This is a genomic window from Pseudomonas sp. FW215-R2 (assembly GCF_058789255.1).
Window position 1 is genome coordinate 358,490 of sequence record NZ_JBYTBO010000001.1, and the last position, 25,484, is coordinate 383,973.

The window sequence follows — 25,484 nt, forward strand, 5'->3', positions numbered from 1 at the left end:
AGCAGCGCAAAGCCCCAGAGTGTGGCAAATTGCCGCCCCCTTCTTGACCAGCCCCTTCGCGGTAGCTCACTTAATGACCAGAAACATGAAATTCAGCCACAAGATCTTGTTGGCTGCCGCCCTCGTGGTGGCCGTTGCGTTCGCCTGTTTCATTTTGTTCAACGACTATCGACAACGCGAAGCCCTGCAAACCAGCACCGAAGCGTCAATGCAGGAACTGGGCAGCCTGACCACCAGCAACATCCAGACCTGGCTGGAAAGCCGCATTCAATTGCTGCAATCGATGTCGCAGCAGGTTGTCGCCGACGGCAATGCCCCCGCCAGCCTTAAGCGCATCATCGACCTGCCCGCCTACACCGGCAATTTCCAGCTCAGCTATTTCGGCGGTGCCGACGGCGTGATGTTCTCGGTCCCGGCCGGCAACCGCGCACCGGATTACGACCCGCGCGCCCGTGGCTGGTACAAGGCCGCGAACAGCGCACAGCAGACCATCGTCACCGAACCGTACATCGCCGCCTCGTCGGGCAAACTGGTGATTACCGTTGCCACCCCGGTGCAGCGCCAGGGCCAGATGATCGGTGTGGCCGGGGCCGACATCGACTTGACCAGCATCAGCGCAATCATCAACTCGCTGAACTTCGGCGGCCATGGCCACGCGTTCATCGTCAGTGCCGACGGCAAGATCCTGATCCACCCCGACAGCAAACTGGTGCTCAAGACCCTGGCCGAGGCCTATCCCAACGGCGCACCAAAAGTCAGCCCGGGCCTGAAAGAAGTCGAGTTCAACGGCAAGACCCAACTGATCTCCTTCACCCGCGTCAACGGCGTGCCGTCGGCCGACTGGTACGTGGCGCTGGTGCTGGACAAGGACACCGCATTCTCGATGCTCAGCGAGTTCCGCACCTCGGCGCTGATCGCCATGATCATCGCCGTGGTGATCATCATCGCCTTGCTCGGCATGCTGATCCGCGTCCTGATGCAACCGCTGCTGACCATGGGCCGCGCCATGCATGACATCGCCGAAGGCGAAGGCGACCTGACCAAACGCCTGACCATCCACGGCCACGACGAATTCGGCGCGCTGGGCTTGTCGTTCAACCGCTTCGTCGAACGTATCCATACCTCGATCCGCGAAGTGTCTTCTGCCACTGGCCAGGTCAACGAAGTTGCCCTGCGCGTGGTCGCGGCGTCCAACTCGTCGATGTACAACTCTGACCAGCAGGCCTCGCGTACCAACAGCGTGGCCGCCGCGATCAATCAACTCGGCGCCGCCGCCCAGGAAATCGCCCAGAACGCCGCCCTCGCCTCGCAACACTCCAGCGACGCGCGCAGCCTGGCCGAAGACGGCCAGCAAGTTGTGGATAAAACCATCCACGCGATGCAACAACTGTCGGCGAAGATCAGCGATTCCTGCGGCAACATCGAAACGCTGAACAGCAACACCGTGAACATCGGGCAGATTCTGGAAGTGATCACCAGCATCTCCCAACAGACCAACCTGCTGGCCCTCAACGCCGCCATCGAAGCAGCCCGTGCCGGTGAGGCCGGTCGTGGTTTCGCCGTGGTGGCCGACGAAGTGCGCAACCTGGCGCACCGCACCCAGGATTCGGCGCAGCAAGTGCAGAAAATGATCGAAGAGCTGCAGGTCGGCGCGCGTCAGGCGGTCGGCATCATGACCGAAAGCCAGCGTGAGAGCGAAAGCAGCGTCGGCATCGCCAACCAGGCCGGCGAACGCCTGGGCAGCGTGACCCAGCGCATCGGCGAGATCGACGGCATGAACCAGTCGGTGGCGACGGCAACGGAAGAGCAGACGGCCGTGGTCGAGTCGATCAACGTCGACATCAACGAGATCAACACGCTGAACCAGGAAGGTGTGGAGAACTTGCAGGCGACGTTGCGCGCTTGTGCGGATCTTGAGCAGCAGGCGGCGCGGTTGAAGCAGTTGGTAGGCAGCTTCAGGATATAAGGCGCTCTCACTGATCTCTTCGCGGGCCTTTCTGCGAAGAGGTCAGTCGTCTTGATGCTGATTCAGAAACTCGACCCCGGCTGCGAAAGAAACGCCAACTCCTCCGCCGTAGACACCCGCCCCAACACCGCATTGCGATGCGGAAACCGCCCAAACCGCGCAATCACCCGCTGATGCCGCTCGGCATAATCCAGGTTGTCGGCAAACACCCCGCGCTCCGCCTCCGGCTGTTCGGCCACCAGTTCGATGAATCGCGAGACCGCTTCATTCTGCACCGCGAGGTTTTCGCAGTGTTCGAAGACGAGGTAGATGAAGAGTCGCTGGATCGGCTTCAACTGCCGATCGAAATCCGCCGCGATGCCTTGGGCAACCAGCTTCTGTGCCCGTAGATCACCAGAGAAAGCTTTGGGAGTATCGCGAAAGATCATTCGCGGGAGTTGATCGAGCAGCAGCACCACCGCCAGCCAACCTTCGGGACGTTGCGTCCACTCGGTCAATTCGCCAGCGAGGGCCTGATCGACAAAGACCCCGAAACGCTCACGCGCTTCGAGGTCCTGGCTGTCTTTCTTGCCGAACCACAACTTGCCCTGTTGCGCCGTCACTTCAGTGGCCGATTCGGAATGACCGAACCACCAATCGAGCAACGGCTGCCAGGGCGCGATCATGGTTTATTCCTTGTGGTAAGCCGTGGCGCGAGCGACTTCTTCTTTCGAGCCGAGGAACACCGCTACGCGCTGGTGCAGGCCTTCAGGCTGAATGTCGAGGATGCGCTGGTGACCGTCGGTGGAAGCGCCGCCCGCCTGTTCCACCAGGAACGACATCGGGTTGGCTTCGTACATCAGGCGCAGTTTGCCCGGTTTGGACGGCTCGCGGCTATCGCGCGGGTACATGAACAGACCGCCACGGGTCAGGATGCGGTGCACGTCGGCAACCATCGCCGCGACCCAGCGCATGTTGTAGTTCTTTTTCAGCGGGCCTTCTTCACCGGCCAGCAGTTCCGAAACGTAGCGCTGTACCGGGGCTTCCCAGTGACGCTGGTTGGACATGTTGATGGCGAATTCCTGGGTGCTTTCAGGAATGGTGATGTCTTCGTGGGTCAGGACGAAGCTGCCCATTTCGCGGTCCAGGGTAAAGCCTTTCACGCCGTGGCCCAGGGTCAGCACCAGCATGGTTTGCGGACCGTAGATGGCATAACCGGCGGCCACTTGCTGAGTGCCTGGCTGCAGGAAGGCCTTTTCATTCAAAGGCTCGTTCTGGCTCAGGTATTCGTTCGGGCAACGCAGTACCGAGAAGATGGTGCCGACCGGCGCGTTGATGTCGATGTTCGACGAACCGTCCAGCGGGTCGAATACCAGCAGGTAGGCACCTTTCGGGTATTTGCCCGGGATCTGGTAGGCGTTGTCCATTTCCTCGGACGCCATGCCGGCCAGGTGACCGCCCCATTCGTTGGCTTCGAGCAGAATTTCGTTCGACAGCACGTCGAGCTTCTTCTGCACTTCACCTTGCACGTTTTCAGTGCCCATGCTGCCCAGAACGCCGCCCAGGGCGCCTTTGGACACGGCGTGGCTGATCTCCTTGCAGGCACGCGCCACCACTTCGATCAGGAAGCGCAGATCGGCAGGAGTGTTGTTGCTGCGGGTCTGCTCAATCAAATAGCGACTCAGGGTAACGCGGGACATGGACGGCTCCGGTGGAATGGGGGGCTAAAAACCCGCGCAGTTTACAGGGAGTCTGAAACCGTAGCGAGCAATGACGCCCGGTAACGTGCGTCGGGTGCAATTCCTGCTATCAGACGTGATCGAACCGAGAGAGTTCATGCACCGGATTCAGCGTAGTTGGAAACCCGACGGGTGTAGAGGCCACACCCGTCATATTCAGGACTTGGCCGGCGGCTTGCGCAGCAGACTGAAGGCCATCGCGGCCAGAAACAGCACACTGAGCAGCAACACCGCCCACAGGCCGAATTTCTTCCAGTTGGTGTCGGTTGTGGCTGCCGAGGTGGCCGTCGAAGTCTGGCTCGCCACCGCCTCACCCTGCACCGTCGCCTTGCCAAGTGTGGCCAGTTTCTCCGGTTTGAAGTCGGGGATCAGGGTCGAGAGCGGCAAGTTCGCCGTTCTCACCGTCGGATTGCCCAGCGCCAGGCTGTACGGCCCGTCGCCGCGGGCGAGGAAGATCACCTGGGTGGCGCGCACCGCGTACTTGACGCTCGGCGCCTGCTCGCCGAGACCGCCGCCGCGTTCGTCGACCGTCAGTTTCAACTGCTGGACGGTCTGCCCGTAGAGCTGCAATTCGTTCTGCACCACGTCCTGGCCATTCTGGGTCAGGCGATAGAGCAAGCCGCTGCTCAACGGCTGCCACGGCAGACTGGTTTCGCGGCGCCCCGAGAGCGTCACCGGCGCCAGGCTGTTGGGTTGCTTCAGCTCGACCTGGACCCGCTCGATATTCAGCCCCATCGGCAACTGCCAGGTGTACTCCCCGGCCTTGGTGCTGCTGCCGGCCAGCGCTGGCGACCAGACGAGCGGCAGCGGCAGGTTTTGCGGGTCGCTGCTTTTCAACTGCGCCGACGTCAGGGTCGGGGCCGCATTGGGCGAATCCCACAACAGACGCAGATAGCGCGCCGATTGCCCCGGCAACGCGACTTCGTGCTGCTCGATGCGCTCATCGGAAAAGGTCAGGCGCGCGACCTGGCCTTCGCCCCAGGCTTGCCAGTGCTGCAAGTCGTCGCTGGCCTCGATGCTGAAACGCTGGAAGCCGTCGCGCTCGCTGGTCCAGTCGAGGATCAGTTGCTGCAACGGCGCCTTGATCGCGCTGGCATCGAGCAGCCAGCCGCGCAGCACCTCTTCCCCCGCTTCCAGTTGGCTGGATGGCTGCACTTCCACCAGCGTGCCGGTAGTCGTGGACTGCACCCGCACACTCGGCGCGCGCTCAGTGGCATCCGCCGAGTTGTACAGCGGGAACCACTTCACCGTGTTCAACTGGCCGTCGTCGCGGGTCTGCGCTGATTCCCGGGCCAGCGCATACGCCTGGGGCTCTCCGGCGGCGTTGAACACCCGCAGGTCGCTGAGATCGGTCTGACGCGCCTGCAACTGCACGCTCAGCGGCAGTTCGAGGCGATACCACGGGCCTGCGCCACTGACCGACAACGGCACCTGTGCGGCGAAGTCCGCCGGTTTTTCCTGGGCGCCGGCCGTCATGGCCACGCCCAGCAACAGCCACCCCAGATTAAGCTTGCGACTCAAGACGACACTCCTTCGGTTTCCGGGGCCGGTTTGTCCGCCTCCGGTGCAGCTTCGACGCGTTTGGGCGGCAGCGGCGCGAAGTAGCCCACCACCAGCAGCAACACGCCGACGCCGATAAACGAGACGATCCGGGCCAGCCCGCCACGGTTGCTCAGTTCGACAAAAATCAATTTGGCCACCACCAGCGCAATCAGCGCCGCACCGATCAGCCACACTTCGCGGCGATGACGCAGATGCCCGCCGATCATCAGCCCAAGCGCCATCAGCGTCCAGACGATGGACAACCCGGCCTGCACCAGCATCGACTCAAGCAACAGGTCCAGCTCGAACGGAATCCCCGCCCAATGGTGCGCGGCGCGGGTCACCATCGCGGTGCAGAACGCGAACAGCGAAACACCGGCAATCAATTGCGAGGCGTGAGCGGCGTAATCCTTGCGGATCGACAGCTCGGTGACCGCGCTGCGTGACCAGACATAGACGCTGAACAACGCGATCAACAGGCCCAGCTCCAATGGGTTGATCAGCGGCACGTAAGGCAGTGGTTCGGCGTTGCCGTCACTCACTCCGTTCGCCAGCCAGAACCAGACAAGCATCAACACCGCCAGCGGCGCCGCCGCGTACAAGCGGTACTCGCGAGGGAACGCTGCCACCGGCCACGGCCAGTTGCGCGGCGCGGCCATCAGCAACAGATAGACACTCGGCAGAATCGCCCAGCCCAGCCAGCGCCAAGCGTTGTATTGCTCGGACAACAACAGCAGACCGTAGCGCAGCTCCAGCGCCAGCACGCCGATCAGCAGCCAGCAACCGAGCACATGCGCCGTGCTCAAGGCCCGCGCCGGCAACATCGGCGCCAGACGCCGCAGGCTGAAGAAATGCACCGCAAACACTGCTGCCCACGCCAGCCAGCCGAAGTTGGCCGCCGGGTGATAACGCGAGTGCCACGCAGCGAGCAACACCAGCCCGGCTGCCGGTATCAGCAAGGTGCAGAGCAAACCAAGCGAAGGCCATTTCAAACGCATTGCCAACAGCGCCCACAATGCGATGCTCAGCGCGGCGACCAGCAGCAACAGCGTTGCCTGCAGATTCAGCGGCGCAAAGCGCAGCACTTCGCTGACCCACGCCAACGCCCACCAACCGGCGCCCCACACCAGCAACACTTCGGACAGTCGCTGCAAACTCAGCACATCGAACGCGGAAGCGTGATTGCCCAGTTGCAGGCGCCACGCCCCGATCATCGCCGCCAGACCCAGCACCAGCGGCGTCCAGAACCCGCCATGGGCCAGCGGTCGCAGACCTTCGCTGGACAGCGGCCCGAGCAGCTCGGGACCGGCCAGCAAAAACGCCGCGCCGCCGATCAGTTGCAACAGCAGACCGAAGACAAAACTCACGCGCTGCTTGAGGTACAGACTGAGCCAGATGATCAGCAACCCACTGGCCGCCCACACGGCGCTCGCGGTTTGCCACGGCAGGACGAACAACACCGCCAGATTGATCAGCACCAACCCCGCCAGCAGCACCACCGACAAACCGCGCAACAGACGAACATCGTTGCGCACCATCTCGTCGCGCGCCGCCAGCAGCATGCCGGCGATCAACGCCAGACCGATCAGCGAGGCGCTGAGCAAACCGCTCCAGCCGGCGCTGAACACGGCCGCCGAATCCTCGCCCGCCCCTTGCAGGCGCAACAGGAACAACGCACCACCCAGCAACTGCACGGCAAACGCGGTGAACAGGAACGTGCGCGATTGCAGGCGCAAACCGACGAACAAGGTCACCAGCCCGGCCAGCGCCCAACTGATCGCCGTACCGTGGGTGAAGAAAAACAGCGGCGCCAGCAGATAGAGGAACGTCAGACCGAGACTCGCCAATACCGGCAAGCCCTGCCGCTCCCAAGCCGAGGTGTATTCCGCCGGGGCTTTGCGCAACTGATAGAAACTGAACAGCAGCGCGATGCCGAGCATCAGCGCGCCCAGCGGTGCACCGTCGAGCAGGCTGCTTTCGCCGACACGCAACTGGCTGAGAAACGCCAGCGCCGAACCGAGTTGCAGCAGCAATGCGAAGGCCCGGGCAAACGGCCGGTGCTGACGCAGGCCGAGCCAGAAAATCCCCGCGCCCTCCACTGCCCAGGCAGCAGATGTCCAGCGCGCATCCAGCCCCAGTGGAATCGCCAGGCTGGCGAAAATCACCCCCAGCGCCAGGCAAGTCTCGCCCAGCAACAACGCCCGGCCGCCCATCAGCACCCGAGCGAGCGTCATGTAAATCATGCCCAGTGCCAACGCGCTGAACGCGGCGGCGAACTCCAGATGCTGCACCAGCGCGAATTGCAGACCGAAACCCACCAGCGGCGGGCCGAACAGCATCGTGCCGTCGACGTAGTCACCCTTGCGCGCCGACCAATTCAGCAGCGCCTCGCGATCGTTCTCTGCCGGGGCGTCCGGCATGTCCAGCAACTTGCGTCGGGCGAACAGCAGGCCGATGGCCAGGTACATCAGGAAGAACAGAATCAGGAACGGCTCGGTACTCCACAGCAGTTCCGGCGCATACGAACGCAGCCCCCAGGCGAAACCGATGCCGAAGGTGCCGGCGAAACCGATCAGGTTGAGCAGGCGCCAGGCCTTGAACCAGGCGATGGCCAGGATGCCGGCGTTGAGCAGCGCGAAATAACTGAACAACGCGACATGATTACCGGCGCCGGTGGAGGTCAGGATCGGCGCGGCAAAACCGCCCAAGGCCGCAACGCAGGCCAGGGCGAGGGAGTCCTGGGTGATGGCCAGAATGGCCGAGAACACCGTCACCGCTACCAGCAATCCCAGTGCAGCGGACGGATCGAGCAGCGGGTGCAGACGCATCGCCGCAAACACCGTCAGGTACAACACCGCGATCCCGGTGCCTTGCAGCATCAAGGCGTAGCTGCTGTTGCGATGGCGCAACCACCAGCCCAGCGCCAGCAACCCCAGTGCTGCTGCCGCGACTCCGGCATAGCGCATTTCGATCGGCACCACCATGCCTTCAGTGGCGTAGCGCAGCAGGAAGGCCAGACCGAAAAACAACAGCACCACGCCGACCCGCAACACGGTGTTGCCACCGAACAGCCAGTTGCGCGCAGCGCTGATGCCGCGCTCGATAAGGTTCGGGCCACGGGGTTCAGCGGGTTGCTGCGGCTCGGGAAGGTCGGCAGTAACGGCGTCGAGACGCCAGACATCGGCCGGCAGCGGCTGACTGGTTTCGCTGGCGACGGCAGAGAGAGGTTCGAGTTCGGGCGGCAGCTCCCAGACCAGTTCGGGGGCCGGCGCTTCTTCGACGATATCGACGGGCCCGACCAAAGGCTCGGGGGCTGGCTCTACGCCTGGCGCCGGCACCGCGTGAGAAGGCGAACCCTCCAGCAGATACAGACGCTGCGCGACACCCTGCAAAGCCACCTTCGCCTGTTCAAGTTGCTGCTGTTGCTCCGCCACCTGCGAGCCGAGCCGCATGATGCGGATCGTCTGCCCGATCGCCAGGCCCAACAACGCGCCCAATAGCGCAGAACTGAACGATTCGTCGAGCAGCCAACCGAGCAGCAGCCCGATCAACATGAACATCCATTGCATGGTCGATATCCCTGAGCAGCCCCGAAGCGGGGCCGAACCAGGGCTCAGTATATCGGCCCGGCCCAACAAGCGTGGGGGCCGGGCGCACATTTGTCGCTAAAAGTTACTCCAGCGCCTTCCAGATATCCGTGGCGTACTCGCGAATCGTCCGGTCGGAGGAGAACCAGCCCATCCGCGACGTGTTCAACACCGCCGAGCGCCACCACTTGTTGGAATCGTGCCAGAGCGCATCGACGCGCATTTGCGCCTCCCAGTAAGAGTCGAAATCGGCGCAGACCAGGAAGCGGTCGTAATCCACCAGCGAATCGATCAGCCCGGTGTAGCGCGACGTGTCGTCCGGTGAAAACACACCGCCGCGAATCGCCTGCAATACATCGTTCAAACGATGGGAGGCGGCGATATCCGGCACCGCGCTGAACTCGTGGTTCTGCTTGCGCGCTTCGACCTGCTGGGCGCTCAGGCCGAAAATGAACATGTGCTCGGCGCCAATGCGCTCGCACATTTCCACGTTGGCGCCGTCGAGGGTGCCGATGGTCAGCGCGCCATTGAGGCCGAACTTCATGTTGCTGGTGCCCGAGGCTTCGAAACCGGCGGTGGAGATCTGCTCCGACAAGTCCGCCGCCGGAATGATGCTTTCCGCCAGACTGACGTTGTAGTTGGGCAGGAACACCACTTTCAGCAGGCCGCGCACGGTCGGGTCGTTGTTCACCACGCGGGCGATATCGTTGGTCAGTTTGATGATCAGCTTGGCCTGGTGATAACTCGCCGCCGCTTTGCCGGCGAAGATTTTCACTCGCGGCACCCAGTCGATTTCCGGCTCGGCGCGGATCGCCTGATACAGCGCGACGGTGTGCATCAGGTTGAGCAACTGACGTTTGTATTCGTGAATCCGCTTGACCTGCACGTCGAACATCGCCGCCGGGTTGACCGCGATCCCCAGTCGTTCGTGAATCAAATAGGCAAGGGCCTTTTTGCTGTGCAGCCGTTGTTCGGCGAAGGCTTTGCGGAAGGCGGGTTTCTCGGCGAAAGGCTCGAGATCGAGCAGACGCTGTTCGGGGTTATCCAAAACGTCCGGGCCGAGGGAATCGACCAGCATCGACGTCAGCTCCGGGTTGGCCTGGTACAGCCAGCGGCGGAAGGTGATGCCGTTGGTCTTGTTGTTGATCCGCTCCGGGTAGAGTTTGTGCAGTTCGGCGAACACGGTTTTGCGCATCAGTTGCGTGTGCAGCCCCGACACGCCGTTGACGCTGTGGGAGCCAAGGAACGCAAGGTTACCCATGCGCACCCGGCGGCCATTGTCTTCTTCAATCAGCGACACCGCGCGCAACACGTCGAAATCATGGATGCCCTTGGCCCGTAGTGAATCGATGTGCTGGGCGTTGATCAGGTAAATGATCTGCATGTGCCGGGGCAACATTCGTTCCATCAGGCCCACCGGCCAGGTTTCAAGGGCTTCGGGCAGCAGCGTGTGGTTGGTGTACGACAGCGTGTCGACGGTGACTTGCCACGCCGCGTCCCAGGCCACGTCGTAGACGTCCACCAGTTGGCGCATCAGTTCGGCGACGGCGATCGAGGGGTGAGTGTCGTTGAGCTGGATCGCCGCGTGATCACCCAGGGTCAGCACCGAGGTGTGCATGTTGCGATGACGGCGCAGCAGGTCCTGAAGCGAGGCGGCGACGAAGAAGTATTCCTGACGCAGGCGCAATTCCTGGCCGGCCTCAGTGCTGTCCGCCGGATAAAGGACGCGGGAGATGCTTTCGGCCCGGGCCACTTCGGCGACGGCGCCCAGGTGGTCACCCGCGTTGAAGCGTTCCAGGTGCAAATCTTCCATGGCCCGGGCCCGCCACAGGCGCAAGGTGTTGACGCTCGCCCCGCGCCAGCCGACCACCGGGGTGTCGTAGGCAATCGCCCGGACGGTTTCTGCCGGGTGCCAGACCTGTTTGCTCTTGCCGCTGACATCGGTGACAGTCTCGACGCTGCCGCCAAACCCGATGGAGTACACGACCTCCGGCCGTTCGAATTCCCACGGGTTGCCGAAATCCAGCCAGTGCTCGGTCTGTTCCTGCTGCCAGCCATCGACAATGGCCTGACGGAACAACCCGTGTTCGTATCGGATGCCGTAACCATGACCGGCGATGCCGAGGGTCGACATGCTTTCCATGAAGCACGCTGCCAGCCGTCCGAGGCCACCGTTGCCCAGTGCAGCGTCGGGTTCCAGCAGGCGGATGCGCTCCAGATCCACGCCCAGTTCGGTCAATGCTTCACGGGCGACGTCGAGCAGACCGAGATTGCTCAAACTGTCGTACAGCAAACGACCGATGAGGAATTCCAGCGAAAGGTAATACACCCGCTTCTGACCTTTTCGGTAGATCTGCCGGGTGTGGTCCATCCAGTGCTCGACCATGTGATCGCGCGCCGCCAGGGCGATGGCTTCGAACCAGTCATGGTCAAAGGCGTGATCCGGGTCTTTGCCCACCGCGTAGGTGAGTTTGGTCAGGACGGCGTCGCGGAATGCGGCCACCTCTGCTTCGCGAACTAGTGGTTCTTGAGTCATCGATAGGACCTCGAGCGAGCGGGGAATTGTCAGAGCCTAGACGGTCTGACCGACGGTGTTGGCTCTGGTTCGGCAGTTTTTCCTGAGAGTGAGCGTTCGTCCGGCACTACCCTGGCGAATGCCTGAATGAATGCAGGGGCCGTGCCGAATTGTCAGTCCTGGTGGCGGCAGGAAGAAAAAATCTGGCGAAAGGTTGTTCAAAAATCCACCAGTCCCGGTATGATCGCGCGCCCTGATGCACATGCCTGGTAAACCCCGATGATGAAGCCCAACCTGATCGCCGCAGCCGAGATCGACCGTCTCGATACCTGGGCCAAATATTCGGCCCCGATGTGCGGATCGTGCATGTCCAGCTGCTGCACGCTGCCGGTCGAGGTCAAGATCAAGGATCTGGTGCGTATCGGTGTGGTCGACGAGTTCGAACTGGGCGACCCGCCGAAGAACATCGCCAAGCGCCTGCAAAAGGAAGGCCTGGTGGAACGCTTCAACCAGAAGTCGGGGATCTTCACCCTGCAACGCATGAGCAACAACGATTGCTACTACCTGGATCGTAAGAGCCGGCTGTGCACCATTTATGACAAGCGCCCGGACACCTGCCGCAACCACCCGAAAATCGGCCCGCGTCCGGGGTATTGCGCGTACAAGCCGAAGGAAGTGGAGCGGGTGCAGAATTTCCGGGCGATTGAGAAGTTCTAAAAGCCGACCCTCACCCCAGCCCTCTCCCGGAGGGAGAGGGAGCCGACCGTGGTGTCTTGCGTCATACATCGACCTGAAAAATCGAGTCGATTATGGATTCGGTAACGCCAGATCAGGTCGGTGTAAATCTTAAGCATCCCCCAATCGGTTCCCTCTCCCCCCGGGAGAGGGCTAGGGTGAGGGGCTCTTGATCTTCAAGGCCCATTCACATTTCCCCGGACAAACAAAAACGCCCCCGGTCTCTCGACCGGGGGCGTTTTTTTAAGCCTGGGCTAAATTACGCCTTGGCTTTCTTGGCAGCGCGGGTACGCTCGCTTTCGTCCAGGATCTTCTTGCGAAGACGGATGGACTTAGGAGTGACTTCGCACAGCTCGTCTTCCTGGATGTATTCCAGAGCCTGTTCCAGGGTGAAGCGAACAGGTGGAACCAGAGCGATGGTTTCGTCTTTACCCGAAGCACGCATGTTGTCGAGCTTCTTGCCTTTGGTTGGGTTTACACCCAGGTCGTTGTCGCGGGAGTTCTGACCAACGATCTGACCGTTGTAGATCTCCTGGCCGTGTTCTACGAACAGCTTGCCACGAGCCTGCAGGGTTTCCAGGGAGTAGGTCAGCGCCTTGCCGGTTTCAACCGAAACCAGAACGCCGTTCTGACGGCCGGACATGTGGCCCGACTTCACTGGAGCGTAACGATCGAAGATCGAGGTCAGGATGCCAGCACCGTTGGTCAGGGTCAGGAACTGGTTACGGAAACCGATCAGACCGCGAGCAGGGATGTTGTATTCCAGACGAACACGGCCCTTGCCATCCGGCACCATGTTGCTCAGGTCGCCTTTACGCAGACCCATCTCTTCCATGACCTTGCCCTGCGATTCTTCAGGGATGTCGATGGTTACGTTTTCGAACGGTTCCTGCTTCACGCCGTCAACTTCACGGATGATCACTTCAGGACGGCCCAGGGCCAGCTCGAAGCCTTCGCGACGCATGGTTTCGATCAGTACCGAGAGGTGCAGCTCACCACGGCCGGAAACCTTGAACTTGTCAGCCGAGTCGCCTTCTTCAACGCGCAGTGCAACGTTGTACAGCAGCTCTTTGTCCAGACGATCCTTGATGTTACGGGAGGTCACGAACTTGCCTTCTTTACCGCAGAATGGCGAGTCGTTTACCTGGAAGGTCATGGAAACGGTTGGCTCGTCAACGGTCAGAGGCTTCATCGCCTCGACGGTGTTGATGTCGCACAGGGTGTCGGAGATGAACAGCTCGTCGAAACCGCTGATGCAGACGATGTCGCCGGCAGCTGCTTCTTCAACGTCGATGCGGTGCAGACCGTGGTGACCCATCAGCTTCAGGATACGGCCGTTGCGGCGCTTGCCGTTGGCGTCGATAGCGACAACCGGAGTGTTCGGCTTGACGCGACCACGAGCGATACGGCCAACACCGATAACACCCAGGAAGCTGTTGTAGTCCAGAGCGGAGATCTGCATCTGGAACGGGCCGTCACGGTCAACAGCAGGAGCTGGAACGTGGTCGACTACCGCTTGGTACAGCGGGGTCATGTCTTCCGCCATGGCGGTGTGGTCCAGACCGGCGATGCCGTTCAGGGCCGAAGCGTAAACAACCTGGAAGTCCAGTTGTTCTTCGGTAGCGCCCAGGTTGTCGAACAGATCGAAGATCTGGTCCAGAACCCAGTCAGGACGCGCGCCCGGACGGTCAACCTTGTTGATGACCACGATTGGACGCAGGCCGGCTTCGAAAGCCTTCTTGGTCACGAAACGGGTTTGCGGCATAGGGCCGTCTTGAGCGTCAACCAGCAGCAGCACGGAGTCAACCATGGACATTACGCGCTCAACTTCGCCGCCGAAGTCGGCGTGGCCCGGGGTGTCCACGATGTTGATGTGGTAGCCGTTCCAGTTGATGGCGGTGTTTTTCGCCAGAATGGTAATGCCGCGCTCTTTTTCCTGGTCGTTGGAGTCCATCACGCGCTCGTCGTTGAGCTCGTTGCGCTCCAGAGTGCCGGATTGACGCAGGAGTTTGTCTACCAGGGTGGTTTTACCATGGTCAACGTGGGCAATGATGGCGATGTTGCGTAGATTTTCGATCACTTGTGTATCTCGATCAGAGGATTCGGTTTGCTGACAAGTCTTGGCAGCGATTAGCAGTAGTGTCCGGCATGGCCGTTACAGCTTGACGGCGGTGTCGGGGGGCCGGTGACGCAGGCCACAGGCAAACAGCCCCGGGCACTTAGCTCGGTCGATAAACGCGCACATTGGCATGCCCCTCACTGAGCAAATGGTGAGCATGCAGGCGACTCATCACGCCTTTGTCGCAATACAGCAGGTACTGGCGAGTCGGATCCAGCTCCTTGAAACGAGCGTTCACTGCGTAGAACGGCATCGTCTGTACTTCTATGCCCTCGAGCTCCAGCGGCTCATCCTCGGCGGCATCCGGGTGACGGATGTCGATGACGATCTGGCCGGCCAGTGCTTCGCTGACTTCTTCGATTTGCAAATCCTGGCCCAATTCGTCGATCACCCGATCGATCGGCACCAGTCTGGCGTTTGCGAGCGCACGCTCAAGCACCGCCATGTCGAATTCCTGCTCTTCGTGCTCAACGCGACCAAGCTTGGCGGCGGTCTTCGGATTGACCGAAATGACCCCGCAGTACTCCGGCATGTGCCGGGCGAAATCGGCGGTGCCGATCTCGTTGGCCGTGTCGATGATGTCCTGCTTGTGGGCGACGATCAGCGGACGCAGGACCAGTTTGTCGGTCACGCAGTCGATCACCGACAGGTTCGGCAGCGTCTGGCTCGACACCTGGGAGATCGCCTCGCCGGTGACCAGCGCATCAATGTGCAGACGCTCGGCGATGGCCGAGGACGCGCGCAACATCATACGCTTCAATACGACGCCCATATGACTGTTATCGACTTTGCCGAGAATTTCGCCCAACACTTCTTCGAACGGAACACTGACAAATAGCACGCGTTGCGAGCTGCCGTACTTCTTCCAGATGAAATGCGCGACTTCCATCACGCCCAATTCGTGGGCACGACCGCCCAGATTGAAGAAGCAGAAGTGCGCCATCAGGCCGCGACGCATGATCTGGTAGGCGGCAACCGTCGAGTCAAAGCCGCCGGACATCAATACCAGCGTCTGCTCCAGCGCACCGAGCGGGTAGCCGCCGATGCCATTGTGCTGGCTGTGGATCACAAACAACCGTTTGTCGCGAACTTCGATGCGGACTTCGATTTCCGGCTGTTTCAAGTCGATTCCGGCAGCACCGCACTCACGGCGCAGCTTGCTGCCGACGTATTTTTCGACGTCCATCGAGCTGAACGCATGCTTGCCCGCACGTTTGCAGCGCACCGAGAAAATCTTCCCGGCCAGTGCATCGCCGTAGTGCTCTTTGCACTTCTCGGTGATGTCGTCGAAGTCGCCCAGCGGGTACTCGTCGATCTGCAGAAAGTGCGCGATGCCCGGCATGCAGGTCAGGCGCTCGCCCATCTCTTTCAGGGCCTTGGGGTCGGTAACGCGGGTTTCCAGCTCGAGATTGTCCCACACACCGTTCACCACCACGGCCGGGTCCAGGTCGCGGAGCACGGTGCGGATGTTCTTGGCCAGCTGGCGGATGAATTTCGTCCGGACAGGTCGGCTTTTGATGGTGATCTCGGGGAAGACTTTTACGATTAGTTTCATGAAAACAGCGCGCGCAGGGCCAGCCGAAAAAGGGGGGCGCGGATTATAGCGGAAATTGCTCAAGGTTTAACCAGTTAATGTGCAGAAGGTTTTGCATGCACCAAAACGGGTCATTTTCGACTTAAAGCGCTACATTAAAGGGCGAGATTTTCACCCTTTATGCACTTCGCACCTTTATTAGCGTGAATTTGGGGCAAAAAACCCATGCTGGGGCACTGGCATGCAATTTGCTCCCTTGTGAGGCAGGTTGCCTTGGCAGAGTATTCGCGCCGGCATCACCAACATTTAAGGGCATCCACTACCAGCCCTAAGCCACCCGGAGGACACTATGTCGAAGTCGGTTCAACTCATCAAAGATCATGACGTCAAGTGGATTGATCTGCGCTTCACGGACACCAAAGGCACTCAGCACCACGTGACCATGCCGGCTCGCGATGCGCTGGAAGACGACTTCTTCGAAGTTGGCAAGATGTTCGACGGTTCCTCCATCGCTGGCTGGAAAGGCATCGAAGCCTCCGACATGATCCTGCTGCCGGACGACGAAACCGCCGTTCTCGACCCGTTCACCGAAGAGCCGACCCTGATCCTGGTCTGCGACATCATCGAACCGTCGACCATGCAAGGCTACGATCGCGACCCGCGCGCCATCGCCCACCGTGCCGAGGAATATCTGAAGACCACCGGTATCGGTGACACCGTTTTCGCCGGCCCGGAGCCTGAGTTCTTCATCTTCGACGAAGTGAAGTTCAAGTCCGACATCTCCGGCTCGATGTTCAAGATCTACTCCGAGCAAGGCTCGTGGATGTCCGACCAGGACGTGGAAGGCGGCAACAAGGGCCACCGTCCAGGCGTGAAAGGCGGCTACTTCCCGGTTCCGCCGTTCGACCACGACCACGAAATCCGTACCGCCATGTGCAACGCACTGGAAGAGATGGGTCAGACCGTTGAAGTTCACCACCACGAAGTGGCAACTGCCGGTCAAAACGAAATTGGTGTCAAGTTCAACACCCTGGTGAAGAAAGCTGACGAAGTTCAGACTCTGAAATACGTTGTACACAACGTGGCCGATGCCTATGGCCGCACCGCGACCTTCATGCCGAAGCCTCTGTACGGCGATAACGGTTCGGGTATGCACGTTCACATGTCCATCGCCAAAGATGGCAAGAACACCTTCGCTGGCGAAGGCTATGCCGGCCTGTCCGAAACCGCCCTGTACTTCATCGGCGGTATCATCAAGCACGGTAAGGCCCTGAACGGCTTCACCAACCCGGCCACCAACTCCTACAAGCGTCTGGTGCCAGGTTTCGAAGCTCCGGTGATGCTGGCCTACTCGGCTCGCAACCGTTCCGCCTCGATCCGTATTCCTTACGTCAACAGCCCACGTGGCCGTCGTATCGAAGCACGTTTCCCGGATCCGGCTGCCAACCCGTACCTGGCTTTCGCAGCACTGCTGATGGCTGGTCTGGACGGTATCCAGAACAAGATCCACCCAGGCGATGCGGCTGACAAAAACCTGTACGACCTGCCGCCTGAAGAGGCGAAAGAGATCCCGCAAGTTTGCGGCAGCCTGAAAGAAGCCCTGGAAGAGCTGGACAAGGGCCGCGCGTTCCTGACCAAGGGCGGCGTGTTCTCCGACGACTTCATCGATGCCTACATCGCGCTGAAATCCGAAGAAGAAATCAAGGTTCGCACCTTCGTACACCCACTGGAATATGAGCTGTACTACAGCTGCTGATCCGGTAGCGCTGCACTACGCGGCGTGACAAAAGAGAGGCCTCCTTCGGGAGGCCTTTTTTGTGCCCGCTCATCCATGGATAATCCGCCGCTTTCGCGCCATGACCGGCGCCTTGACGAAGGGATTCGCATGAAGTGGTTACGGGCTATCGCCCTGATGGCCGGCCTCGCCTGCTCGACAGCCGGCGCTGCCGAGTTCTATGAAGACAAGCCGCTGGCTCACCCGCTGATCCAGGGCTTGCAAGAAAGCTCGACGACCCTTGCGTTCATCAAGGAAGCGAACGGCGTCAAAGGCTATTACTGCCGTTGCGAGACACCGGGCGAACGTCCGCAATTGCTTGATGACTTCGGCCAGGCGAGTATCGAGTCGGTTTTTCTCATGTCGCTCGACAGTGAGGACCCCACTCGTTTCGTGCTTTTTCGGCAAAGCGACGGCTACAGGATCTACGCCTACAAGTACAACGACAACGATCACCTCTATAGCCGTGTAACGCGACTGCAGCCAGCGCTGGACCGTATCACTCAAGGCCGCAAGCAGCTCGACGCCCTGACCATCAAGAAGGCGCTGAGCCAGATCACCCCGCTCAACTACAGCCTCCTCCTTGAAGAGTCCGGTGTGCCGGAATTCGACCAGCTCGATCTCAGCCAAGGGAAACTGGTGAGCTATTACAGCCAGTACTACGACCCACTGAGCAACCCGACGCCAGATGACGAGCCGTACTTTTTCAAGAAGACCTACCAGGAAAAAGACGGCCGGTTTCTCACCGTGACCTTCTGGCGCTGGCTCGACAAGACCCTCGTCGAGGGTAACCGCACGCTCTACAACTATCGGGTCAGGCGTATTGCCTGGGAAACCGAACCGACGAGATTCACTGGCGGCGAAGACGGCCAATCGGTGTCTTATGATTCCGTATCGATCTCGGCCCAAGGGGCCTACAAGCAAGGCGTGCGTATCGGTCCGTGGTCGTCTTCCAAAGACGAAAAATATTCGGAGTCCGGTAATTTCGTAGAGGGCAAACGAGAGGGGCAATGGACGCTGTACCAGGATGGGCAAACACTGGAGGGCGAATTCCACAATGATTTGCGCGAGGGTCGTTGGCAGCTTCTCAACCACGACGACATGGAATGGGTCGCCACCGGATTCCAGACCTATGCCCACGGTCAACTCAACGGCCTCAGCGAATTGACTGTCCGCGGCGCTACCGAGCGCGGTGAATACCGCGATGACAAACGCCAAGGCCTCTGGGTGACCAAGGCGGACAATGGCCACACCCGGAGTGTCCACTTCGCTGACGACAAAAAGGAAGGCGAGTTGCGTGAAGTCGACGCCAATGGTGTGCTGCTCTTCATCGAGCACTACAAGGCCGATGTCCTGTCCGGCGCCCGCGAAAGTGCGGTTACGCCTAGCATCTCACAATAATTCCGGGGCGCTTGTGTGAGCGGATGTTGTCCCGGTTGGGCTAACCGCCGCCCCTGGCCTATGCTGCAACCCATCGTTTTCGTTTCCGGTCGATTTCATGGGTCGCACCTTTCTCTACATCCTGCTGCTGATCGCACTGCCCGCCAGCGCGCAGATCTACAAATACACCGACGCCAGCGGCAACACGGTGTACAGCGATCATGCGCCGGACGGCGTGAAGGCGCAGCCGGTGGCGTTGCCGCCGCTCAACAGCGTCCAGCCTCAGGCACCGAGCGCGCCGTCGTCGGACACGACCAGCCGGGCGCCTGCGCGCAATGCCTATGACGTGCTGGAACTGACCGGCCTGCCCACCGAAGAGGCCCTGCGCGCCAACAACGGCACGTTCACCGTCAGCGTGCTGATCAAGCCGCGCCTGCAACCGCCACATCAATTGCGCCTGCTGCTGGACGACGCGCCTTATGGCCAGCCGAGCAACGTGCCGATCCTGCAGCTGGTGAACATTGACCGGGGCGAGCATCGGCTGGCGGTTCATGTGATCAATGGCGAGGCGATCATTCAACAGAGTCCGGCAGTGGTCTTCACTGTGCAGCGGGTGCACAAGCCATGACTCGCGGGTTGATTGCCGTATGTCTGGTTCTGTTCGCGCTTGGCGCATCCGCCGAGGTCTTCACGTATGTCGATTCGCAAGGCAATCGGGTCTACACCGATCAACCGCGCGGCAATGCCAAGCGTGTGCCGCTGGCCACCAGCAATCGCATGGCCTCCAACCCGACCGGGGCGGCGCCCATTACCAAAGCTAAAAAATCACCGGAGCAACCGCTGTTCCGCTACAACATGCTGCGGGTGCTGGTTCCCGAACCGGACGCGACCATTCGCAGCAGCGCCGGCGAATTGATCGTCAGCATCACCAGCGAGCCGGGGCTGCAAAAAGGTCATCGCTATCGCCTGCTGCTGGACGGCCAGGCCACCGGCGAGCCCGGCCTTAGCCCGGTGTTCCCGCTGAGCAATATCGATCGCGGCAGCCATAACCTGTCGGTGGAGATTCTCGACGCGCAGGATCGCATCGTCGAGCGCACCGCCAATCAGCCGTTCCACATGCAGCGCATTTCGCTGGCACAGAAACGCCAGGTCAAACCCTGCACCACCGAAGACTACGGCGTTCGCCCGGAATGCCCGCTGAAAGACAAACCCGTCGAACCGAAAAATCCCTTCCTGCGTTTCTTCTAACGCCGTTCAGCTTTGCGCACTATATTGGTGCAACAGTCTGCACCGTACCCACATTGCAACCCATTTTGGTTCGAAAGTACCCGCCAGGGCCGGCGGATCGCCACGCAAACGAGCGTCAAACGCCCGTTTCAGGGGTCGAACGCTTCTTTTCGGAGCCTTGGTTTGGTTTTTGCATTTTCCACACATCGGCGCCTAGTTCTCGCGCACGCCTTGCTCCAAAAGAGGTCCTGATGACCATAAGCGACGCACTCCACCGTTTGCTGCTCGACAACCTGACCACCGCCACCATCCTGCTCGATGCCGAATTGCGCCTCGAGTACATGAACCCGGCGGCGGAGATGCTGCTGGCCATCAGCGGTCAGCGCAGCCATGGCCAGTTCATCAGTGAGCTGTTCACCGAGTCCACCGAGGCGCTCAATTCGTTGCGCCAGGCGGTGGAACAGGCGCACCCGTTCACCAAGCGCGAAGCAATGCTCACCGCCCTCACCGGCCAGACCCTGACCGTGGACTACGCGGTGACACCGATCCTCAGCAACGGCGCGACCCTGCTGTTGCTGGAGGTTCACCCTCGCGACCGCCTGTTGCGGATCACCAAGGAAGAGGCGCAGCTGTCCAAGCAGGAAACCAGCAAGATGCTGGTGCGCGGCCTCGCCCACGAGATCAAGAACCCGCTGGGCGGCATCCGTGGCGCCGCGCAGTTGCTGGCCCGGGAGCTGCCGGAAGACAGCCTGCGTGACTACACCAACGTGATCATTGAAGAGGCCGACCGCCTGCGCAATCTGGTCGACCGCATGCTCGGCTCGAACAAATTGCCGTCGCTGGCCCTGTGCAACGTCCACGAAGTGCTGGAGCGCGTTTGCCAGTTGGTCGAGGCCGAAAGCCAGGGCTGCATCACGCTGGTGCGCGATTACGACCCGAGCATTCCCGACGTCCTGATCGACCGCGAGCAGATGATTCAGGCCGTGCTGAACATCGTGCGCAATGCGATGCAGGCGATCAGCAGCCAGAACGAGTTGCGCCTGGGCCGTATCAGCCTGCGCACCCGCGCCATGCGCCAGTTCACCATCGGCCACATCCGCCATCGCCTGGTGACCAAGATCGAGATCATCGACAACGGCCCGGGGATTCCGGCGGAACTCCAGGAAACCATTTTCTTTCCCATGGTCAGCGGCCGTCCGGACGGTACCGGGCTGGGCCTGGCCATCACCCAGAACATCATCAGCCAGCACCAGGGCCTGATCGAGTGTGACAGCCATCCAGGCCACACCACGTTCTCGATCTTTCTGCCACTGGAACAAGGAGCCACATCGACATGAGCCGTAGTGAAACCGTGTGGATCGTCGATGACGACCGTTCTATCCGTTGGGTCCTGGAAAAAGCCCTGCAACAGGAAGGCATGACCACCCAGAGCTTCGACAGTGCCGATGGCGTGATGAGTCGCCTGGCGCGCCAGCAGCCGGACGTGATCATCTCCGACATCCGCATGCCGGGTGCCAGCGGTCTGGACCTTCTGGCGCGGATTCGCGAGCAACACCCACGACTGCCGGTCATCATCATGACCGCTCACTCCGATCTGGACAGCGCTGTCGCCTCCTATCAGGGCGGTGCCTTCGAGTACCTGCCCAAACCGTTCGATGTCGACGAAGCGGTGTCGCTGGTCAAACGCGCCAATCAGCACGCCCAGGAACAACAGGGCCTGGAAGTCGCGCCGACCCTGACCCGCACCCCGGAAATCATCGGCGAAGCGCCGGCGATGCAGGAAGTGTTTCGCGCCATCGGGCGCTTGAGCCACTCCAACATCACCGTGCTGATCAACGGTGAGTCGGGCACCGGTAAAGAACTGGTGGCTCACGCCCTGCACCGCCACAGCCCGCGTGCGGCCTCGCCGTTCATCGCGCTGAACATGGCGGCGATCCCGAAGGATCTGATGGAATCCGAGCTGTTCGGCCACGAGAAAGGCGCCTTCACCGGCGCGGCCAACCTGCGTCGCGGGCGTTTCGAGCAGGCTGACGGCGGCACGCTGTTCCTCGATGAAATCGGCGACATGCCGGCGGATACCCAGACCCGACTGCTGCGGGTACTGGCCGACGGCGAGTTCTACCGCGTCGGCGGGCATGTGCCGGTCAAGGTCGATGTACGGATCATTGCCGCGACCCACCAGAATCTGGAAACCCTGGTCCACGCCGGGAAATTCCGTGAGGACTTGTTCCACCGCCTCAACGTGATCCGCATCCACATTCCGCGCCTGTCGGACCGTCGCGAAGACATCCCGACCCTGGCCAAGCACTTCCTCAGCCGCGCAGCACAAGAACTGGCGGTAGAGCCAAAACTGCTGAAAAGCGAGACCGAGGAATACCTGAAAAACCTGCCATGGCCGGGCAACGTGCGTCAGCTGGAAAACACCTGCCGCTGGATCACGGTGATGGCGTCCGGGCGCGAGGTGCACATCAGCGACCTGCCACCGGAACTGCTGAGCCTGCCGCAAGACTCGGCGCCCGTGACCAACTGGGAGCAAGCACTGCGTCAGTGGGCCGATCAGGCCCTGGCGCGCGGCCAGTCGAGCCTGCTCGACAGCGCGGTGCCGGCGTTCGAGCGGATCATGATCGAGACGGCGCTGAAGCACACCGCGGGGCGTCGTCGTGACGCTGCCGTGTTGCTGGGCTGGGGCCGGAACACCTTGACCCGCAAGATCAAGGAACTGGGAATGAAGGTCGATGGCGGGGATGACGACGAAGGCGAAGAAGGCTGACCCTCAGCGCCCGCCTGCACCGCCGCAAGGCACCGTGACCCGTAATCGGGCACGGTCGCTGGCTCATTCCTGCACCGCAACCCGCTGAAAAAACCATCCGATGAAAAGACGAAGGCCCCGTATTACGGGGCCTTCGTCGTTGTATCGGGCTTTTTTGTTTCAAAACGATAAAAACTGGCACGCCCCCTGCAATAACCCAGTCAGGTGATTCGATTCACCAACCCTTTCGGGGGCCTTGGTACAGGCAGGCCGGGGATTCCCCTCTTTACACCGGACTCGATGAGTCCACCCTTTTGGGGCCCTTGATACAGGCAGGTCAGGGGTTCCTTCTTTACACCGGCTCAGTACGCGATGCGATGAGCCCGCCCGTTTCGGGAACCTTGGTACAGGCAGGCCGGGGATTCCCTCTTTTATTGCTCCCGGAGATGGATCTCCAGCCGCCAGCGGTCATCGACCTTGCTGCCGGCCCACTCCCCTTGCAGCGGTCGCGCTGCTACCAACGTCAGCAACAGGCCCCCATCACTCAATCGCGTCCGCCAGTTCACGTCCTTGCCGTTGAGCTTGAGCTGGCCCTTCTGCGCCTTGCCTTCGGCCTCGAACAACAGCGCAACGCTGCCATCGACGATCTCGCCGTGCAGCTTCGGCTCGTTGTTGAACCAGACCGTCAGACCGCCATCAGCCACCTCGACCTGTTGCAAGACGCTCGGGTCAGGCGTGGTCAAACGGCCGATCATCATCCCGACCATCACACCGACGATCGCCAGCGACGCCATCACCCGCGGGAATAGTTTCGAACGCGGGTCGGCTTGCGGCGTAGAATGCGCGTCATCTTTACCTTCGGAGCCGTGCATGTTTCACGTCATCCTTTTTCAACCGGAAATTCCACCGAACACCGGTAACGTTATCAGGCTGTGCGCCAACAGCGGCTGCCACCTGCATTTGATCGAACCGCTGGGCTTCGAGATGGACGACAAGCGTCTGCGCCGCGCCGGTCTCGACTATCACGAGTATGCCACTCTGCAACGCCACGCCGACCTGGCCAGTTGCATGGAAAGCCTCGGTAACCCTCGGTTGTTCGCCTTCACCACCAAGGGTTCGCGACCGTTTCACGATGCGGCGTTCGTCCCCGGCGATGCGTTCATCTTCGGCCCGGAAAGCCGTGGCCTGCCGCCGGAAGTGCTGGATGCCCTGCCCGCCGAACAGCGCCTGCGCCTGCCAATGCGTGAAGGTTGCCGCAGCCTGAACCTGTCGAACACCGTGGCAGTGGCCGTGTACGAAGCGTGGCGGCAGAACGACTTCAAGTAACACCATACGATCGCCCAAGAAAAAAGCGCCTGTAACGGCGCTTTTTTCGTTGTTGCATCGACCGCTTACTGAACGGTCGGGGTCTCGCCGGCTTCCTGCATGCGCTGCAGCTCTTGCGCGTACAGGGCGTCGAAGTTCACCGGGGCCAACATCAGGGCCGGGAACGAACCGCGGGTCACCAGGCTGTCCAGGGTTTCGCGAGCGTACGGGAACAGGATGTTCGGGCAGAACGCACCCAGAGTGTGGCTCATCGAAGCCGCGTCCAGGTTCTTGATCAGGAAGATACCGGCCTGTTGCACTTCAGCGATGAAGGCGACTTCTTCACCGTTTTTCACGGTGACGGACAGGGTCAGCACGACTTCGTAGAAATCGCCTTCCAGCGCCTTCTGACGGGTGTTCAGATCCAGACCGACCGCCGGGTCCCACTGCTGGCGAAAGATCGCCGGGCTTTTCGGGGCTTCGAAGGACAGGTCGCGTACGTAGATGCGCTGCAAGGAGAATTGCGGTGCGGTTTCTTCTTCGCTGGCTGCAGTGTTCTGTTGGTCAGTCATCTCAGATCCTTTCTGATCTTGGGTCTTTTAGGGTTCTTGGTTTGCAGGTGCAGCAGTTCAGGCCTTGAGCAGCGCGTCGAGCTTGCCGGCGCGCTCCAGGGCAAACAAATCGTCACATCCGCCGACGTGGGTGTCGCCGATCCAGATCTGTGGCACGGACGTGCGTCCGGCCTTCTGGGCCATGGCGGCGCGCACTTGCGGCTTGCCATCGACCTTGATCTCTTCGAAGGCCACGCCTTTGTTCGCGAGCAGGTACTTGGCGCGCGAGCAGTAAGGGCAGTAATCGCTGGAATAGACGATGACTTCGCTCATGTCACTTCACCAGCGGCAGGTTGTCGCCTTTCCAGCTGGAAATCCCGCCGGACAGCTTGGCGGCGGTGAAGCCGGATTTCATCAGCTCGCGGGCGTGGGTGCCGGCGGTCTGGCCCAGGGCGTCGACCAGAATGATGGTCTTGGCCTTGTGTTTTTCCAGCTCGCCGATGCGGGCGGCCAGTTTGTCCTGGGGAATGTTCACCGCGCCAACGATGTGACCGGCGGCGTAATCCTTGCTCGGACGGATGTCCACCACCACGCCGGCTTCCTTGTTGACCAGTGCGGTCAGCTCGCCCGTGCTCAGGCTTTTACCGCCGCCCTGCACTGTGTGCGCCAGCAGCAATGCCAGCAGTACGACGAAGATACCGACAAGAATGTAGTGGTTAGTGGCAAATTCAATCAGGTGAGCAACCATCGAAGGAGGTTCCAGGGCGTTAAAATGTCGGCCA

20 protein-coding genes are annotated in these 25,484 nt (G+C 61.0%); 9 read left to right on the forward strand and 11 right to left on the reverse strand.

Translation table 11 applies throughout. The features are described 5' to 3' along the window. Positions 1-73 precede the first annotated feature (73 nt). Positions 74-1,966, forward strand: a complete 1,893-nt coding sequence (locus AC3WRD_RS01545) for a methyl-accepting chemotaxis protein (RefSeq protein ID WP_207267947.1) — start codon at positions 74-76, stop codon at positions 1,964-1,966. A 62-nt stretch (positions 1,967-2,028) separates the two neighbouring features. Here AC3WRD_RS01545 and AC3WRD_RS01550 read toward each other — a convergent pair whose 3' ends face one another. The 5 genes from AC3WRD_RS01550 to AC3WRD_RS01570 form a co-directional block, all read right to left on the reverse strand. Next, on the reverse strand, positions 2,029-2,631 hold the full coding sequence (locus AC3WRD_RS01550) for a DUF924 family protein (protein WP_102622650.1): 603 nt from the start codon (positions 2,629-2,631) through the stop codon (positions 2,029-2,031). A gap of 3 nt (positions 2,632-2,634) precedes the next feature. Further along, positions 2,635-3,645, reverse strand: coding sequence for a class 1 fructose-bisphosphatase (locus AC3WRD_RS01555; protein WP_096821975.1), 1,011 nt, complete (start codon positions 3,643-3,645; stop codon positions 2,635-2,637). 195 nt (positions 3,646-3,840) lie between these two features. Beyond that, complete coding sequence (locus AC3WRD_RS01560) at positions 3,841-5,205, reverse strand: DUF3999 domain-containing protein (RefSeq protein ID WP_102622649.1); 1,365 nt, start codon at positions 5,203-5,205, stop codon at positions 3,841-3,843. Further along, a complete protein-coding gene (locus tag AC3WRD_RS01565) occupies positions 5,202-8,795 on the reverse strand; it encodes a DUF2339 domain-containing protein (RefSeq protein ID WP_102622648.1) in 3,594 nt (1,197 codons plus the stop codon). The genes AC3WRD_RS01560 and AC3WRD_RS01565 overlap by 4 nt, the downstream gene beginning before the upstream one ends. Before the next feature lie 103 nt (positions 8,796-8,898). After that, positions 8,899-11,349: a glycogen/starch/alpha-glucan phosphorylase gene (locus AC3WRD_RS01570; RefSeq protein ID WP_096821972.1), complete on the reverse strand. Its 2,451-nt coding sequence runs from the start codon at positions 11,347-11,349 to the stop codon at positions 8,899-8,901. A gap of 258 nt (positions 11,350-11,607) precedes the next feature. On the opposite strand from AC3WRD_RS01570, the gene AC3WRD_RS01575 reads away from it, so the two are divergent. Then, a complete protein-coding gene (locus AC3WRD_RS01575; protein ID WP_025110918.1) occupies positions 11,608-12,045 on the forward strand; it encodes a YkgJ family cysteine cluster protein in 438 nt (145 codons plus the stop codon). Positions 12,046-12,322: 277 nt separating this feature from the next. On the opposite strand, the gene typA is transcribed toward AC3WRD_RS01575, so the two are convergent. Next, the gene (gene typA, locus AC3WRD_RS01580; RefSeq protein WP_096821971.1) at positions 12,323-14,143 is read right to left on the reverse strand and encodes a translational GTPase TypA; all 1,821 of its coding nucleotides are present in this window, start codon (positions 14,141-14,143) and stop codon (positions 12,323-12,325) included. A gap of 139 nt (positions 14,144-14,282) precedes the next feature. After that, positions 14,283-15,737 (reverse strand): tRNA uracil 4-sulfurtransferase ThiI, encoded by a 1,455-nt coding sequence (thiI, locus tag AC3WRD_RS01585; protein ID WP_102622647.1) that lies wholly within the window; start codon positions 15,735-15,737, stop codon positions 14,283-14,285. 328 nt (positions 15,738-16,065) lie between these two features. Here thiI and glnA point away from each other — a divergent pair, with 328 nt between their 5' ends. From glnA to ntrC, 6 genes are all read left to right on the forward strand, one after another. After that, a complete protein-coding gene (gene glnA, locus AC3WRD_RS01590) occupies positions 16,066-17,472 on the forward strand; it encodes a glutamate--ammonia ligase (RefSeq protein ID WP_085712782.1) in 1,407 nt (468 codons plus the stop codon). 75 nt (positions 17,473-17,547) lie between these two features. Further along, positions 17,548-18,891 carry a toxin-antitoxin system YwqK family antitoxin gene (locus AC3WRD_RS01595; protein ID WP_256580669.1) on the forward strand — a complete coding sequence of 448 codons (1,344 nt, stop codon included), beginning with the start codon at positions 17,548-17,550 and terminating at the stop codon, positions 18,889-18,891. A 97-nt stretch (positions 18,892-18,988) separates the two neighbouring features. Continuing rightward, entirely contained in the window at positions 18,989-19,498 is a 510-nt protein-coding gene (locus tag AC3WRD_RS01600) for a DUF4124 domain-containing protein (RefSeq protein ID WP_102622645.1), read from the forward strand. Continuing rightward, positions 19,495-20,118 carry a DUF4124 domain-containing protein gene (locus AC3WRD_RS01605; RefSeq protein WP_102622644.1) on the forward strand — a complete coding sequence of 208 codons (624 nt, stop codon included), beginning with the start codon at positions 19,495-19,497 and terminating at the stop codon, positions 20,116-20,118. The genes AC3WRD_RS01600 and AC3WRD_RS01605 overlap by 4 nt, the downstream gene beginning before the upstream one ends. A 230-nt stretch (positions 20,119-20,348) precedes the next feature. Beyond that, positions 20,349-21,434 (forward strand): nitrogen regulation protein NR(II), encoded by a 1,086-nt coding sequence (gene glnL / locus AC3WRD_RS01610; protein ID WP_096821967.1) that lies wholly within the window; start codon positions 20,349-20,351, stop codon positions 21,432-21,434. Continuing rightward, a complete protein-coding gene (gene ntrC, locus AC3WRD_RS01615; protein WP_096821966.1) occupies positions 21,431-22,867 on the forward strand; it encodes a nitrogen regulation protein NR(I) in 1,437 nt (478 codons plus the stop codon). Before glnL ends, ntrC begins: the two co-directional genes overlap by 4 nt. 410 nt (positions 22,868-23,277) lie before the next feature. Here the strand turns inward: ntrC and AC3WRD_RS01620 are convergent, their stop codons facing one another. Further along, positions 23,278-23,718, reverse strand: coding sequence for a hypothetical protein (locus AC3WRD_RS01620; RefSeq protein WP_096821965.1), 441 nt, complete (start codon positions 23,716-23,718; stop codon positions 23,278-23,280). Here AC3WRD_RS01620 and AC3WRD_RS01625 point away from each other — a divergent pair. Beyond that, on the forward strand, positions 23,717-24,172 hold the full coding sequence (locus AC3WRD_RS01625; protein ID WP_102622643.1) for a tRNA (cytidine(34)-2'-O)-methyltransferase: 456 nt from the start codon (positions 23,717-23,719) through the stop codon (positions 24,170-24,172). The genes AC3WRD_RS01620 and AC3WRD_RS01625 overlap by 2 nt on opposite strands. Before the next feature lie 65 nt (positions 24,173-24,237). On the opposite strand, the gene secB is transcribed toward AC3WRD_RS01625, so the two are convergent. Genes secB through AC3WRD_RS01640 form a run of 3 tightly spaced genes read right to left on the reverse strand, consistent with a single transcriptional unit; the run spans position 24,238 to position 25,450 of the window. Beyond that, complete coding sequence (gene secB, locus AC3WRD_RS01630) at positions 24,238-24,723, reverse strand: protein-export chaperone SecB (RefSeq protein WP_085733279.1); 486 nt, start codon at positions 24,721-24,723, stop codon at positions 24,238-24,240. A gap of 57 nt (positions 24,724-24,780) precedes the next feature. Further along, positions 24,781-25,035 carry a glutaredoxin 3 gene (gene grxC / locus AC3WRD_RS01635; RefSeq protein WP_096821963.1) on the reverse strand — a complete coding sequence of 85 codons (255 nt, stop codon included), beginning with the start codon at positions 25,033-25,035 and terminating at the stop codon, positions 24,781-24,783. 1 nt (position 25,036) lies between these two features. Beyond that, entirely contained in the window at positions 25,037-25,450 is a 414-nt protein-coding gene (locus AC3WRD_RS01640; RefSeq protein ID WP_096821962.1) for a rhodanese-like domain-containing protein, read from the reverse strand. Between the last annotated feature and the right edge of the window lie 34 nt (positions 25,451-25,484).

Excerpts from the sequence above, each read along its gene's own strand:
- AC3WRD_RS01565 (WP_102622648.1), bottom strand. The coding sequence starts at position 8,795 with ATGCAATGGATGTTCATGTTGATCGGGCTGCTGCTCGGTTGGCTGCTC.
- AC3WRD_RS01600 (WP_102622645.1), top strand. The coding sequence starts at position 18,989 with ATGGGTCGCACCTTTCTCTACATCCTGCTGCTGATCGCACTGCCCGCC.
- AC3WRD_RS01605 (WP_102622644.1), top strand. The coding sequence starts at position 19,495 with ATGACTCGCGGGTTGATTGCCGTATGTCTGGTTCTGTTCGCGCTTGGC.
- AC3WRD_RS01550 (WP_102622650.1), bottom strand. The coding sequence starts at position 2,631 with ATGATCGCGCCCTGGCAGCCGTTGCTCGATTGGTGGTTCGGTCATTCC.
- AC3WRD_RS01575 (WP_025110918.1), top strand. The coding sequence starts at position 11,608 with ATGATGAAGCCCAACCTGATCGCCGCAGCCGAGATCGACCGTCTCGAT.
- glnA (WP_085712782.1), top strand. The coding sequence starts at position 16,066 with ATGTCGAAGTCGGTTCAACTCATCAAAGATCATGACGTCAAGTGGATT.
- AC3WRD_RS01595 (WP_256580669.1), top strand. The coding sequence starts at position 17,548 with ATGGATAATCCGCCGCTTTCGCGCCATGACCGGCGCCTTGACGAAGGG.
- grxC (WP_096821963.1), bottom strand. The coding sequence starts at position 25,035 with ATGAGCGAAGTCATCGTCTATTCCAGCGATTACTGCCCTTACTGCTCG.
- AC3WRD_RS01620 (WP_096821965.1), bottom strand. The coding sequence starts at position 23,718 with ATGCACGGCTCCGAAGGTAAAGATGACGCGCATTCTACGCCGCAAGCC.
- AC3WRD_RS01545 (WP_207267947.1), top strand. The coding sequence starts at position 74 with ATGACCAGAAACATGAAATTCAGCCACAAGATCTTGTTGGCTGCCGCC.
- AC3WRD_RS01625 (WP_102622643.1), top strand. The coding sequence starts at position 23,717 with ATGTTTCACGTCATCCTTTTTCAACCGGAAATTCCACCGAACACCGGT.
- secB (WP_085733279.1), bottom strand. The coding sequence starts at position 24,723 with ATGACTGACCAACAGAACACTGCAGCCAGCGAAGAAGAAACCGCACCG.
- ntrC (WP_096821966.1), top strand. The coding sequence starts at position 21,431 with ATGAGCCGTAGTGAAACCGTGTGGATCGTCGATGACGACCGTTCTATC.
- AC3WRD_RS01640 (WP_096821962.1), bottom strand. The coding sequence starts at position 25,450 with ATGGTTGCTCACCTGATTGAATTTGCCACTAACCACTACATTCTTGTC.
- thiI (WP_102622647.1), bottom strand. The coding sequence starts at position 15,737 with ATGAAACTAATCGTAAAAGTCTTCCCCGAGATCACCATCAAAAGCCGA.
- AC3WRD_RS01570 (WP_096821972.1), bottom strand. The coding sequence starts at position 11,349 with ATGACTCAAGAACCACTAGTTCGCGAAGCAGAGGTGGCCGCATTCCGC.
- AC3WRD_RS01555 (WP_096821975.1), bottom strand. The coding sequence starts at position 3,645 with ATGTCCCGCGTTACCCTGAGTCGCTATTTGATTGAGCAGACCCGCAGC.
- glnL (WP_096821967.1), top strand. The coding sequence starts at position 20,349 with ATGACCATAAGCGACGCACTCCACCGTTTGCTGCTCGACAACCTGACC.